Source organism: Salmonella sp. SAL04214, assembly GCF_046550615.1.
Classification (GTDB): Bacteria; Pseudomonadota; Gammaproteobacteria; order Enterobacterales; family Enterobacteriaceae; genus Salmonella; species Salmonella enterica.
Map to the genome: position 1 here is coordinate 1 of NZ_JBGDXT010000009.1, position 13972 is coordinate 13972.

The following is a 13972-nucleotide window of genomic DNA, read 5'->3' on the forward strand; positions in this document are numbered from 1 at the left end:
CAGCGGGCCGGCGATGTCCGCGCCGTGGCGGAACGCCACGCGCAGCTCGAGACAGAAGACACGCCACATCACAGCCCGGCCCCCCCGCCGGTCAGCGCCAGGCGGCGGACGGTGTCCGCGGTCCCCGGCAGCGGCTGGTGGGTGGTGAGAATGACCATCCCGCCCTGCGCCGTGTGTGCCGCCATCCGCCGGGTGAGGCGCGCCACGCCGTTAACGTCAATGGCGGTGAACGGCTCGTCGAGCACCCACAGCGCGGCGCGGGTCAGCCACAGGCGGGCCAGCGCCACCCGGCGCTGCTGCCCGGCCGAGAGCCGGGCGACCGGCACGTCCTCAAATCCCGCCAGCCCGGCCTGCGCCAGCGCCTCCGGGAGGCGCGCGCCGTCACCGGGGTGGAAGAAGTGCAGGTTCTCCCGCGCCGTCAGGCGGGATTTAATCCCCGGCTGGTGCCCTATCCACAGCAGACTGCGATGGAAGCTGTCGCGCACGCGGCGCAGGGGCTCGCCCTGCCAGTACACCTCCCCGCCGTCCGGGCGCGCCAGCCCGGTCAGCAGGCGCAGCAGGGTGGTTTTTCCGGCGCCGTTGCCGCCGGTGACCTGCACCCACTCCCCGGCCTCCACGGTGAACGACAGCCCGCGAAACAGCGTCCTCTCGTCCCGCTCGCAGTACAGATCTCTGGCTTCAAGCATTCCCACTCATCAACGTCCTGTCAGAAACCTGGTTTAACATCACGCATATCCGGCAGTTTATGCGCGATCCCTTTGTGGCAATCGATACAGGTCTGTCCATCTTTTACCGCCTGATCGTGCATTTTCGCCGCGACGCCTTTTTGCGCGGTCAGATCCATAAAGTCGAAATTGTGGCAGTTACGGCATTCCTGCGAGTTGTTGTCTTTCATGCGCCGCCACTCATTTTGTGCCATTGTCAGGCGATGAGCTTCAAATTTCTGCGGTGTATCTATCAGCCCAAATACCTTCGCGTACAGTTCTTTACTGGCTTTGATCTTACGGATCATCTTCGGCCCCCACTCATGCGGCACATGGCAGTCAGGACAGGTGGCACGAACGCCGCTACGGTTGTTGTAGTGGACGGTTTCCATATACTCCTCATACACCGTGTTGCGCATTTCATGGCAGCTAATACAAAACTCTTCGGTGTTAGCCTTTTCCATTCCGGTATTGAAGCCGCCCCAGAAGATGATGCCGCCGATAAAACCGATTAACAGCAGCGTCCCCAACGCCAGGCGGCTGGGGCTGCGCCACCATCGCCAGACGCGCTTTATCCAGCCAGGTTTACGGTTAGAATTTTCCATAATGACCTCTTATTTCCCGTAACCTTGCGAGGGGGTAAAGGTATTGTCGATAATCGGCGCGGTATCAGACTGCGGTACGTGGCACTGCAGGCAGAAATAACGACGCGGCGCGACGTTGCCCGACACTTTACCGTCGCTGTCCATAAAGTGCGTCGGACTGATACGCGGCGCGCCCGTCGTACGATAACTTTCCACGCCGTGGCATTGCAGACAGCGGTTGGTATTGGTCGTCACCTGGTAGCCCTCGACGCTGTGCGGGATCATCGGCGGCTGGTTGACGTAATTTAGCGGCATACGTTCCTGCTCTTTCGGCATACGAATCGCCCCTTCCTGCGTCCCGGATACTTCCGGCGACTGGCTCAGATCCACTCCGTTTGCCGCCCAAACCGCACCACTTACCACCAGGGCAAGCGTGGCCATCCATTGACACAGCGCTTTCATCAGGTCATGGCTTTTCATTGTTTCGCTCCCGAACTCCATCGCATTTACACTTCATCCTTCGAGCTGCCTCTTTGTTGGCTGCGCTCGAAAATCCCAGTCACATCGTTATCTATGCTCCCGGGGATTTCCTCGCTTACCGCCGCGATGCATCCCGAATGATGTTGCGTATCGTTATTGTAAAAACATCCTCAGAACAGACATCCACGCAGCGACCGCAGGTCATGCAGTCGCGGTGAGTGACCTGCGCCGGGCTTTGCTCATCCAGCACCGGCGCACGTAGCACATGCGGTTCCGGGCAAACATGAAAACAATCCATACAGCGATTACATTTCTCACGTTTTTTGGCCGTCACGGTCACTACGCCTTTACTGCCCAGCACGCCATACAGCGCGCCCATCGGGCAAATATGCCCGCACCAACCGTGCTCAACGACTAATAAATCAAATAAAAACAAAGCAATAATCAGCAACGCGCCGCTACTAAATCCCATAATCAGACTACGACCTAACAGCGACACGGGATTAATCCATTCCCACAGCAGCGTGCCGGTCAACGCCGAACCGATTAACACCACCACCAGAAGGACGTACCGTATATGGCGTGGAATCGTCGCAGACTGGTTCAGGTCAAATTTCCTGCGCATCCAGTTAGCCAAATCGGTAACGGGGTTTAGCGGGCAAACCCAACTGCAAAATAATCGCTTTCCCGCCAGCGCATACAGCACAGCGATAATCACTGCTCCCGTCAGCGCCACGGTAGCGGGAAGATGTCCACTGGCGAGACTTTCCAGGGTAATCAGCGGATCGGTCAACGGGAGGGTATCGAACAGCAAACTACTGCTGTAGTTGCCATGCAAAACCCAAAAGCCCAGCCACGGGCCGCTGAGAAACATCCCCAGCACCATAAACTGGCTGATACGGCGTAACACCAGCCAACGGTGGCTACGCCACCAGCCTTTTTTCGCCCGCGCTTCTCGCCCGGCGTCGCGTTTACGATTTGCCATCTTTCCCCTCCAGCCAGCCGAAGCGGTAATGGTGTCCTAACTCCCCTTTCGCCAATGACAACGGCAACACTTTTATCGCTGGTTGCTCCAGTACGCAGACTTTTTCGCATTTGCCGCAGCCGGTACAGGCGTCGCTGTGTACGGTGGGCAGAAAGCGCGCATGTTTGCCGGTGCGCATGTTGCGATCCAGCTCCAGCGTGATGGCCTCATCGATTTTCGGGCATTCGCGGTAGCAAACGTCGCAGCGCAGCCCCTGAAAGTTGAGGCAGTTTTCCTGATCCAGCAGCACCGCCAGCCCCATACGCGAGTCATCAATGGAGGCGATATCTTTATTCAGCGCCCCGCTGGGGCAGACTTTGGCGCACGGAATGTCTTCACACATTTCGCAGGGGATGTCGCGAGCGACGAAATAGGGCGTGCCCGCCGATAGCCCGGAGGCCAGCGTCGCCAGTTTTAGCGTGTCGTATGGACACGCCTGAACGCACTGCCCGCAGCGCACACAGGCGCTGGCGAAGACATTTTCATTCAGCGCGCCAGGCGGACGCAGCCGCACGCCCGTTGCGCGCGCGGTTTGCTGTTGCAAGCCCAGCGCCACGCCAACCGCCGCCAGCCCGCCCGCAGTGCGCACAACATCACGCAGGAAGCGGCGGCGGCCATTTTGGGGTTTCGCTGTACGGGACATAACGCGTTACACCTTCGCCAGCTTAACGGCGCACTTCTTGAAGTCCGTCTCTTTAGAGAGCGGGTCCGTCGCATCCAGCGTCAGGTTGTTCACTAGCTGAGCGGCATCGAAGAACGGCATATACACCAGTCCCTGCGGCGGACGGTTACGTCCACGCGTTTCGACAATCGAAATCACTTCGCCGCGGCGGGATGACACTTTAACCTTATCCCCACGACGCAGATCGCGCGCTTTCGCATCCAGCGGGTGAATAAAGACCACCGCTTCCGGGAAGGCGCGATGCAATTCAGGCACGCGGCGCGTCATACTGCCGGTATGCCAGTGTTCCAGCACGCGACCGGTGGAAAGCCACAGATCGTACTCGTTGTCCGGCGACTCCGCCGCAGGTTCAAATGGCAGCGCGAAGATCACCGCTTTGCCATCCGGTTTACCGTAGAATTTGTACCCTTCCCCCGCTTTTACATACGGGTCGTTGCCTTCGCTGTAACGCCATTGCGTCTCTTTGCCTTCGACGACCGGCCAGCGCAGACCGCGCGCGTTGTGGTAATCGTCGAACGGCGCCAGATCGTGCCCGTGGCCACGTCCAAACCAGGCGTATTCTTCAAACAGTCCTTTTTGCAGATAGAAGCCCAGCTCACGAGACTCATCGTTTAACTGATCCTCTTTCAGCTCGCTCAGCGGGAATTTGCTGACCGCCGGCGTGGCGAACAGAACGTCATACAGCGTTTTACCGCGCAGCTCCGGCTTCTGGGCCAGCAACGCCTCCGGCCAGACCTCCTCGGTTTTAAAACGACGGGAGAACTGCACCAGTTGCCAGAGGTCGGATTTAGCTTCGCCCGGCGCTTTAATTTGCTGACGCCAGAACTGCGTGCGGCGTTCGGCGTTGCCGTAAGCGCCTTCTTTCTCAACCCACATGGCGGTCGGCAGGATCAGATCCGCAGACAGCGCGCTCACCGTCGGGTAAGGATCGGAGACAATGATAAAGTTACGCGGATCGCGCCAGCCCGGCATCCGATCTTCATTGATGTTCGGCCCGGCCTGCATATTGTTATTACACATTACCCAGTAGACGTTCAGCTTGCCGTCTTTCAACGCGCGATCCTGCGCCACCGCGTGTAAACCCACTTTTGCCGGAATAGTGCCAGCGGGGATCTGCCAGTGTTTTTCGCAGATATCACGGTGTTTTTCGTTCGTCACGACCATGTCTGCGGGCAGACGGTGTGAGAAGGTTCCCACTTCACGCGCCGTACCGCAGGCGGAAGGCTGGCCGGTCAGCGAGAAAGGACCGCAGCCAGGCTGGGAGATTTTTCCGGTCAGCAGATGGAGGTTATAAACCAGGTTATTCGCCCACACGCCGCGGGTATGCTGGTTAAAACCCATCGTCCAGTAAGAGATCACGCGCTTATTCGGATCGGCGTAGAGCTGCGCCAACTGTTCCAGCTGATCTTTCGGCACGCCGGTCATTTCAGCGGTCTTGTCCAGCGTATATTCCGCCACGAAGGCTTTATACTCGTCGAAGCTCATCGGCTCGGAAGCATCGGAGCCCGGATTCTTCGCCGCTTTTTCCAGCGGGTGCGTCGGGCGTAAGCCGTAGCCGATATCCGTCGCCCCTTTACGCAGGTTCACATGCTTTGTGAAGAAATCCTGATTTACCGCGTTGTTCTGAATAATGTAATTCGCGATATAGTTAAGGATCACCAGATCGCTTTGCGGGGTAAAGACAATACCGTTGTCCGCCAGCTCAAAGCTACGGTGCTGGAAGGTGGAGAGGACAGCGACTTTCACATTCGGGTCGGACAAACGGCGGTTAGTGATGCGCGACCATAAAATCGGGTGCATCTCCGCCATGTTGGAACCCCACAGCACAAACGCATCGGCCTGCTCAATATCGTCGTAGCAGCCCATCGGTTCATCCATGCCAAAGGTACGCATAAAGCCCACCACCGCCGAGGCCATGCAGTGACGCGCGTTCGGGTCAATGTTGTTAGAGCGGAAACCAGCCTTGAACAGTTTCGCGGCGGCATAGCCTTCCCAGATGGTCCATTGACCCGACCCAAACATGCCGATCGCTTCTGGTCCTTTCTCTTTCAGGGAGGTTTTAAACTTCTCTTCCATCACATCGAAGGCCTGTTCCCAGCTCACCGGCGTAAACTCGCCGTCTTTGTGATAGCTGCCGTCTTTCATGCGCAGCATCGGCTGCGTCAGACGATCTTTGCCGTACATGATTTTGGGCAGGAAGTAGCCTTTAATGCAGTTCAGACCACGGTTGACCGGCGCGTCGGGGTCGCCCTGGCAGGCGACCACACGGCCCTGCTGCGTGCCCACTAACACACCGCAACCCGTTCCGCAAAAACGGCACGGCGCTTTATCCCATTTGATGGCTTCCTGCTGCCCGACAACGGCGCGGGCGACGCCCGGCACGCTCAGACCGGCAGCCGCCGCAGCGGCCGCAACGGCGTTAGCTTTCATAAAGCTACGACGACTGAGTTTCATGGTGTTTCCTCACCTTGCTCATCCTGCTGGTGATAAACCAGCGACACCGCCAGTACGCCCTCGACATTGCGTACTGACTCAATTGTTTGCATCAGCGTTTCACTCTGATCTGCTTCCGCCACCACGATCAGTTGCCCGCTTTCAACGTCGCTTAACGCGACTTCGCAACCCGGCAACGTGTTCAACTGTGTGCCAATGGCGGCGATGTTCTGACTTTTGGCCTGCACGACCAGGCTACAGACCTGCCAGTTAGTGCGCATGGTGGTTCTCCGCTTTGATGGCTGACACGGGGCAGATAGCCACACACGCCCCGCATCCGTTACAGGCCTGCGAGTCAAGCTGCGGCTGGTAAATGCCGGATAGCGTGGGACGAAAGGTAATGGCCATAGGTTCACAACTGTCCTGGCAGCGATGGCATTCAACCGATTGCCTGGCGAGGCAGTTTTCCGTGAGCGTAAAAATCAGATCCCAGGCCCTGGTGTGGCGCGGAAGAAAAAGCGATTCAGTACAGGCCTGCGCACAGGCATAACAAAAGCTGCACTCGCCCCGTTTGAAATCTACGCTCGGATATCCCCCCGCCCCTCGCTGCAGGATGTCGGCCTCACACGCCTGGATGCAGGCGTCGCAACGCAGACAATGTGCGAGAAAATAGGGTGTTTCTCTGGCCCACGGCGGAAGAATCCCATTGCTGGCGTTGCGCCAACTGCCGGTCAACATGCTTCGACGGGATAAATCAACCATGATATCGCCCTTCCATAACGACACGCTTCCATAGGGAGTGAATACCAATAAAAACCGTACAATTTATGAGTAGTTGTTTTTGTAAATAAGATATTTCAGGATGTGTAAGAGATGCATACCCCGATAGAGGTAAATGCTGTTGCCGGATCAAAAGAGTGCCGGGTAAAGACCCGTAAACGTGCTTTTTCTCACATTTCAATGAGTTATATAGATATTTATATAACGAAAACCACTAATAGCTGATAATTTCATTTACATTATCAATATCAGAATATTCCACTATATAAAAAGACGCTATTTTATTAATAATCTTGAAAATATGAGTAAATACAGATTAATAGATAATATGAATGTGTTAATCTGTTGCCCGTGCATACCGAAAACAGCAGAAAGGAAATACTGTGAACAATCAAATGAAGATGTTTGTCCCTGCCGTCGTCTTCGCCGCCCTCGCCAGCGCCTCTGCCTGGGCTAACAATAGCGATACCGCCCAGCCGCTGGAGAAAATCGCCCCCTATCCGCAGGCGGAAAAAGGAATGAAGCGGCAAGTGATAACCCTTGCCCCTCAGCAGGATGAATCTACCCTCAAAGTGGAACTGTTGATTGGCCAAACGCTGAATGTGGATTGTAACCAGCATCGCCTCGGCGGCACGCTGGAAACAAAAACGCTGGAAGGCTGGGGCTATGACTATTATGTCTTTGATAACGTCACCTCTCCGGTATCAACCATGATGGCCTGCCCTGAAGGTAAGAAAGAGCAAAAATTCGTCACCGCCTGGCTGGGTGAAGACGGGATGCTGCGCTACAACAGCAAGCTGCCGATCGTGGTGTATACCCCGGCGAATGTGGACGTGAAATACCGCATCTGGAAAGCGGACGCTAACGTACAGAACGCCGTCGCGCGATAATGTTACGCTGCCCGGTCACACTTACCGGGCATCTGAACACGCCGGCTCACGCAGCGCTCCGGGGTTCTTTTTAAAACACGTCTGGAGCCCCGCTCGTCCGCCGCAAAAAATACCCCGATGCCTGGTGGCGACGCGTGGCATCTTATCAGGCCTACCCGCGTGCGGACGTAGGGCTGCCATCAGGCGGTTCATCCGGCCATTACGCAGTACGCGCAACCGCATCACGCGAGGCGGCATCACGTTCGTCGCCGGTGAGTTCGGTTAGCTGTCCGTTGCGCATTTCAAGCAGACGATCGGCGTGAATAAAATAGTGATCATCATGGCTGATGGCGAAGATGGTTTTGCCCATTTCCTGCATTAACGGCAACAGTACCTGATAAAATTCCCGGCGGAAATGCGGGTCCTGATCGGCGGCCCACTCATCCAGCAAAATAATATCGCGCTCTTCCGCCAGCGCCAGCAGCAGCGCAATGCGCTTTTTTTGCCCTTTCGACAGTTTAAGATTCAAAATGCGCCCATCGTTTAGCTCCAGCTTGTGCGTCATTTTCAGGTGCTCAAGCCACTTTTCGACCAGCGCGGGATTGGCGGGTTTCCCCTGCGGCCCCAGCAGGCGGTCGAATAACCACACATCGGTGAACACCGCAGAAAACAGTTTGCGATAATCTTCCGGCTGCCCGGCGGCAATAGGTTGACCGTCAAGTAAAATCGTTCCCGATTGCGGCTGGTATAAACCGGTCAATAACATGGCCAGCGTCGATTTCCCGCTACCGTTGCCGCCAATTAAAAACAGCAGTTCGCCGCGGTGAATCGTCAGGTTGATGGGCCCCACGGAAAACGCGTTATCCTGATAGTGAAAAACCACGTTGCGCAGCTCCAGCGTCTTCCAGTCGGGAAAGGCTTTCGGCTGCGGAAAATCAGGCTTATACGGGGCGAGCGCGAATTTATTCAGTTTATTAAACGCCACCTGGGCGGTCAGTAGCGTTGGTAACGCCCCCACCGCAGACAGCAGCGGCGTGCGCAGGAACAGCAACGTCAGTGAATAGGTCGCCGCGACGTTGGTATCCGCCCAGCCGAGACTATTCGCCATCCAGAAGACCAGGCCTATCGCCCCCAGCATCATGATATTCGACCAGTTGACGGCACTCAGATGAAAAGTATCGGCACGGATAATGTGATGACGATACTCTTTGGCGTCCGGGATATAGCATTGCTGAAAAATCTGCTCCGCACGCTCGCGGTTTAGCGTCAGCTCTTTGCGTCCTTCCAGCACCGTCTGATAGTCGTTGTACAGCTTATCTTCGGTCTCGCGCAGGGTCGCCATATGCTGGTAAACCCGCGCCACCAGCACGAATCCGCCCCAGATAGTGACCGCCATCCAGATAGCCGTAACCAGCAGCATTTTTGTCGATAGCATCGCCAGATACGCCGCCGAGCCGACGGTGAGGATAATGCCCTGCACCAGCTCAGGCAGACGCACAAAGGCGATAGTAATATTGCGAATATCGCTGGTCAGACCGGCCAGTAAAGAGGCGCTGCCCAGTTGCTCAATGCGTTCAACGTGCGTATCCAGAATGCGCTTGATAAATTCGCTGCGCAGGCGGTAAACGAAATGGTGTCCCAGAGTGGTGAGCGCCAGTTGGGAACCTAATGTGACGACCATTAGCAACAGGAGCAGACCGAGAAATTCCGGCAGCACCATGACGGTGGTGTCCACCGTTTCAATCAGGCGCTGATTGATAAACGCGATCAGGCCAATCCCCAGCGCCGCGCTGGCGAGGCTCAGCGCCATCACGCTAATAAATGGCCAGCGGTACTGCCGCCAGACAAGAATAAGAAGTTCCATGCATACAACCCGGACCGATAATAACAGCCCGCAGTTTAACTAACTCCACCTGCACAGCAATAATAATTCTTATTTTTATTCTTTTTCAGCCGCCTGACGGAAGGTGAGATTGTAACGAAATTCACCGGTCATGGGATGAAAGCCCGCTTTAAGCGGCTGGATACCATGATAAAACAGCCGGGACTCGCCGCCCCAGACCACGATATCGCCATGCTCCAGTAAGATCCGCTGGAGCGGATCGCTGCGACGCAGGCCGCCAAACTGAAAAACCGCCGGCACCCCCAACGAAACTGAGACAATAGGCGCGCGCAGATCCGGCTCGTCTTTATCCTGATGCAGCGACAGTTTTGCGCCAGGCGCGTAGCGATTGATCAGGCAGGCGTCCGGTTGGAAGCTCGCATACCCTGCCGCGATTGCCGCCTGACGACATACGCTGGCAAACGATAACGGCAGCGCAGGCCAGGGTTTATCGGTCAACGGATCGCGCACGGCATAACAATAACCGTGACGATCGGTGGTCCACCCTAACGCGCCGCAGTTGGTCATCGCCACCGACATGGTGTAGCCGCCCGGCGTCACCATCTGACGAAACGGAGACTGACTGGCGACAAACCCGATATCGTCTAATAGCGACTGCGCCGCGCGAAACGCAAAGCGGCGCAACACCACCGCGCCAGGCGCCAGGGGCTCTTGCCAGGGCGCTTCATCAGCAAATAGATCCAGCATTGCTACTCCTCTTTTTGTGCTTCTCGCTTTAATAGCTGCGCTTTTCGACGCACGCCCCAACGATAACCGGAGAGCGCGCCATCGCGACGCACGACCCGATGACACGGGATCACCATCGCCAGTTTATTCGCGCCGCACGCGCTGGCGACCGCGCGTACTGCCGTGGGTTTGCCGATAGTCGCGGCAAGCTGTTGATAGCTTACGGTTTCTCCGCAGGGAATTGCGCATAACGCCTGCCAGACCTGCTGTTGAAACGCGGTTCCCTGGATATCCAGCGGCAACGAGAGCAGCACCTCGCGTGTGTTGATAGCCGCGACAACCTGCCGCACCCGTTGCTGAAAAGGCGCGTCAGCAGGTTCGTGGCGGGCCGCCGGGAACAGGGTGTGTAATTCAGCCAGTAGCGCCTCGTCGCTATCACCGGGGAGAATCGCGCAAATCCCCCGCTCGCTCTCCGCCACCAGGCACCGTCCGTAAACCCAGTCCGTCAGCGCATAGCGAACGGAGACATTATCGCCGCCTTTGCGAAACTGTTTTGCCGTCATGCCCAGCGTCTGGTCGGCATGACGGTAGTAGCTACTGCTATCCGGGAAGCCGGCGCGGTAAATAGCCGCCGTGATCGGCTCTCCTTTCGCCAACGCCTCACGCAGCCGCCGGGCGCGCCACGCCTGCTGCCACCCTTTCGGCGTCATTCCGGTGCTCGCTTTAAACAGACGGTGCAGATGAAACGGGCTCATCGCCACCGCCTGCGCCAGAGACGCCAGCGTTACCGGCGTCTCCTGCTCAAGCAAACGGCAGGCGCAGGCAATCTTATCCAACCGCCGTTGCTGCGCGCGCGCATTATCCGGCTGACAGCGCTTGCAGGGGCGAAAACCGGCGTCCAGCGCCTGCTGCGCGTTGGCAAAAAAGCGAACATTTTTACGTAACGCCCGCTTCGAGCGACAAGAAGGGCGGCAAAAAACGCCGGTGGTTCGCACCGCAAAAACGAAACGCCCATCCGCGCTGGCATCGCGCGCCTGCACCCGCAGCCAGCATTCATCATCGGTAAGTAACGCTTTTTTCATCATAGACTCCTTCATTAAGCATAGTGCTTGCTTACATGCAGTGTGTCCGTAAATCCGCCCACAAAAACCCGTAATCTTGCGTTTTAATTCTTATCGCTCACCAGGAACGTTTTGAACTGCGGCGACATCCAGGTTTTAAAGCCTTCACCTTCTTTCATGATCATAAAGACCGCCAGCCCTTCCCGCCGCACGACCTCTTGCGCCTTTTGCGTACCAAGCACCATCAGGCCGGTGTCCCAGCCGTCCGCTTCCAGCGCCGTTGGCGCGATGACCGTAACCGATACCAGATTGTGTTCAATGGGGCGCCCCGTTTGCGGATCGATAACGTGCGAGACACGCTTGCCATCCAGCTCATAATAGTTACGGTAGCTGCCGGAGGTGCTGATGCCATGCCCGTTGATATCCACAATCGCCTGCACCGCGTTTTCCCGGTCGGTCGGCTTCTGAATCGCGACGCGCCACGGCAGCCCCTGCGCATTCATCCCGCGACTGCTTAATGCGCCGCCCACCGAGACCAGATAACGCGCAATGCCCTCCTGCTCCATCAGACGCGCCAGGTGATCCGCCGCATAACCCTCCCCGACCGTGGAGAGATCAACATAAAGATCCGGCAGATCTTTTTGCAAAAACTGATGTCCAGCCCTGTCGATAACCTGCAAATGTTGCAGGCCTGTTTTCGCTTTTGCCGCATCGATTTGTGCTGGTGTTGGGATATGCAGCGGCTGCCGATCCGGCCCAAACCCCCACAGATTGACCAGCGGGCCCACGGTGATATCCATCGCGCCATCCGTCTTCGCGCCAATACGTAGCGCCGAGGTCACGATATCCGCCATGGCTTCGCTGACCGGCCAGGGCGCAAGACTGCGTGAATGGTTAAAACGCATCAGCGCGGAGTCATTTTTATAGGTAGAAAGCAACCAATCATCAGCATCAAGCTGAGTCTGGATTTTAGTCTGTAACTCTGCGGCGCGTTTCGCATCGATACCAACCACGCTCACCCGCCAGAGGGTCCCCATCGTTTTACCTTCCAGCACCTGAGCGGCAGGTGACGCTGTTGTCGTTTCGGGAGCCTCATCGCAGCCCATAAGTAAAAAAGCCGCCGCCAGACACACGGCCCGGCAAAAAGTCATTTTCATCGCTGTTTATCCTCATTCGAATGGACGCAAGCGTATATCAAAACGTCGTATTTGTACGCCGGAATAAGGCATGAAAAAAGGGCCCGCAGGCCCTTTAGCAACATCTTTTGCTGATTAGAACTGGTAAACCAGACCCAGCGCTACGATGTCGTCGGTGTTGATGCCCGCATCGCGGGTAAAGTCGTTTTTATCCAGCAGGTTGATTTTGTAATCAACATAGGTGGACATGTTTTTGTTGAAGTAGTAAGTCGCGCCGACATCAACGTATTTTACGATGTCCTGGTCGCCATAGCTGGCGCCGTAGCCGTTGCTGATGTCCTTACCTTTAGACTGCAGGTAAGCCACAGACGGACGCAGACCAAAGTCGAACTGGTACTGAGCAACCACTTCAAAGTTCTGCGCTTTGTTGGCAAAACCGTAAGAGTCGGACTTATTGTTGCCGTTAGAGGTACCAAAACGGGTTGCGTTATAGGTCTGAGAATACTGCGCTGCCAGATAGATGTTGTTCGCATCGTATTTCAGGCCGCCGGTGTAGACCGTGGCGCGATCGCCGTTACCATACAGGCGATCGTTAGCAGTGTTGTTCTGATCGGCAGTACGTTTAGACGTGGTGATAGCGCCACCGACAGAGAAGCCTTCGCCGATTGCATAAGTCAGCGATCCGCCGTAACCGTCGCCGTTCTGGTTCAGCAGGCTGCGACCGTTGGTGTTTTCACCGCTCACGCTGCCGTTTTTGCCCTGATACTGTAACGCGAAGTCCAGACCATCCACCAGGCCGAAGAAGTCGGTGTTACGGTAAGTGGCATAGCCGTTACCACGCTGCTGCATAAAGTTGTCAGCGCCGTAGGTGTCGCCGCCAAACTCCGGCAGAACGTCGGTCCAGGAGGTCACATCATAGGTTACGCCGTAGTTACGACCATAATCGAAGGAACCTGCGTCAGCGAATTTCAGACCCGCAAACGCCACACGCGTCCAGGAGTCGTTGCTGCCTTCAGTCTGGTTGCCCTGAATCTGATATTCCCACTGGCCATAACCGGTCAGCTGATCGTTAACCTGCGTTTCGCCTTTGAAGCCGATACGCATGTAGGTCTGGTCGCCGTCGCTGCCTTTGTCGTCAGAGAAGTAGTGCAGGCCATCAACTTTACCAAACAGGTCTAATTTGTTGCCGTCTTTATTATAAATTTCAGCCGCATTCGCTGCGCCCGCCACCAGCAGAGCTGGTACCAGGAGGGACAGTACTTTAACTTTCATGTTATTAACCCTCTGTTATATGCCTTTATTGCTTTTTTATGCCACTGCTTACTGGTTAACCCTCATTAACCAGTCGGCAAGTCCATTCTCCGCAAAAATACAGAATAATCCAACATGAATATGATACTAAAACTTTTAAGATGTTACAGTTATCTACATAGATGTTTCAAAATATTAATTTTACGGAACTTTTTTAAAGCAAAAATCAAGTAAAAATAAGCACAAATAGACAAAATATATTCACGAAACTTTTAAAATCAACGGGTTAAATTGATGAAATTCATAGCACTGAATGATAAAACAGAATCTTCATTCGCAACTAAAATAGTGACCGCTATCATCATTAACTTTATTTATTACCGTCATTCACTTCTGAAT

Annotated in this window: 14 protein-coding genes and 1 pseudogene; 1 reads left to right on the forward strand and 14 read right to left on the reverse strand. The window is 55.7% G+C overall.

Annotated features, from left to right (window positions below; all coding sequences use genetic code 11):
• The 9 genes and pseudogenes from ACLJQD_RS15450 to napF all read right to left on the reverse strand — a co-directional run.
• Window positions 1–72: pseudogene (locus ACLJQD_RS15450) on the reverse strand (hypothetical protein); the annotation flags it as partial.
• Window positions 69–686, reverse strand: a complete 618-nt coding sequence (gene ccmA, locus ACLJQD_RS15455; protein ID WP_046735901.1) for a cytochrome c biogenesis heme-transporting ATPase CcmA — start codon at window positions 684–686, stop codon at window positions 69–71. The pseudogene ACLJQD_RS15450 and the gene ccmA, both read right to left, overlap by 4 nt.
• Window positions 687–706: 20 nt before the next feature.
• Complete coding sequence (gene napC / locus ACLJQD_RS15460; protein ID WP_000431778.1) at window positions 707–1309, reverse strand: cytochrome c-type protein NapC; 603 nt, start codon at window positions 1307–1309, stop codon at window positions 707–709.
• 9 nt (window positions 1310–1318) lie between these two features.
• Window positions 1319–1768, reverse strand: a complete 450-nt coding sequence (gene napB, locus ACLJQD_RS15465) for a nitrate reductase cytochrome c-type subunit (RefSeq protein WP_000835182.1) — start codon at window positions 1766–1768, stop codon at window positions 1319–1321.
• Window positions 1769–1883: 115 nt separating this feature from the next.
• Window positions 1884–2753 carry a quinol dehydrogenase ferredoxin subunit NapH gene (napH, locus tag ACLJQD_RS15470; RefSeq protein ID WP_000013529.1) on the reverse strand — a complete coding sequence of 290 codons (870 nt, stop codon included), beginning with the start codon at window positions 2751–2753 and terminating at the stop codon, window positions 1884–1886.
• Window positions 2740–3435, reverse strand: coding sequence for a ferredoxin-type protein NapG (gene napG / locus ACLJQD_RS15475; protein ID WP_000091679.1), 696 nt, complete (start codon window positions 3433–3435; stop codon window positions 2740–2742). The genes napH and napG overlap by 14 nt, the downstream gene beginning before the upstream one ends.
• A 6-nt stretch (window positions 3436–3441) precedes the next feature.
• On the reverse strand, window positions 3442–5928 hold the full coding sequence (napA, locus tag ACLJQD_RS15480; RefSeq protein WP_000778097.1) for a nitrate reductase catalytic subunit NapA: 2487 nt from the start codon (window positions 5926–5928) through the stop codon (window positions 3442–3444).
• Complete coding sequence (gene napD / locus ACLJQD_RS15485; protein WP_001260058.1) at window positions 5925–6188, reverse strand: chaperone NapD; 264 nt, start codon at window positions 6186–6188, stop codon at window positions 5925–5927. Before napD ends, napA begins: the two co-directional genes overlap by 4 nt.
• Window positions 6178–6669 (reverse strand): ferredoxin-type protein NapF, encoded by a 492-nt coding sequence (napF, locus tag ACLJQD_RS15490; protein WP_023242900.1) that lies wholly within the window; start codon window positions 6667–6669, stop codon window positions 6178–6180. Before napF ends, napD begins: the two co-directional genes overlap by 11 nt.
• 413 nt (window positions 6670–7082) lie before the next feature.
• Here napF and eco point away from each other — a divergent pair, with 413 nt between their 5' ends.
• Complete coding sequence (eco, locus tag ACLJQD_RS15495) at window positions 7083–7577, forward strand: serine protease inhibitor ecotin (protein ID WP_023195460.1); 495 nt, start codon at window positions 7083–7085, stop codon at window positions 7575–7577.
• A gap of 199 nt (window positions 7578–7776) precedes the next feature.
• Here eco and ACLJQD_RS15500 read toward each other — a convergent pair whose 3' ends face one another.
• The 5 genes from ACLJQD_RS15500 to ACLJQD_RS15520 form a co-directional block, all read right to left on the reverse strand.
• On the reverse strand, window positions 7777–9420 hold the full coding sequence (locus ACLJQD_RS15500; protein WP_000421584.1) for a multidrug ABC transporter permease/ATP-binding protein: 1644 nt from the start codon (window positions 9418–9420) through the stop codon (window positions 7777–7779).
• A gap of 75 nt (window positions 9421–9495) precedes the next feature.
• The gene (gene alkB / locus ACLJQD_RS15505) at window positions 9496–10146 is read right to left on the reverse strand and encodes a DNA oxidative demethylase AlkB (protein ID WP_000884991.1); all 651 of its coding nucleotides are present in this window, start codon (window positions 10144–10146) and stop codon (window positions 9496–9498) included.
• Window positions 10147–10148: 2 nt separating this feature from the next.
• Complete coding sequence (gene ada, locus ACLJQD_RS15510) at window positions 10149–11210, reverse strand: bifunctional DNA-binding transcriptional regulator/O6-methylguanine-DNA methyltransferase Ada (protein ID WP_017442125.1); 1062 nt, start codon at window positions 11208–11210, stop codon at window positions 10149–10151.
• Between the two features lie 80 nt (window positions 11211–11290).
• Complete coding sequence (apbE, locus tag ACLJQD_RS15515; RefSeq protein WP_000784304.1) at window positions 11291–12343, reverse strand: FAD:protein FMN transferase ApbE; 1053 nt, start codon at window positions 12341–12343, stop codon at window positions 11291–11293.
• 114 nt (window positions 12344–12457) lie between these two features.
• Window positions 12458–13594: a porin OmpC gene (locus tag ACLJQD_RS15520; protein ID WP_017442124.1), complete on the reverse strand. Its 1137-nt coding sequence runs from the start codon at window positions 13592–13594 to the stop codon at window positions 12458–12460.
• Window positions 13595–13972 lie beyond the last annotated feature (378 nt).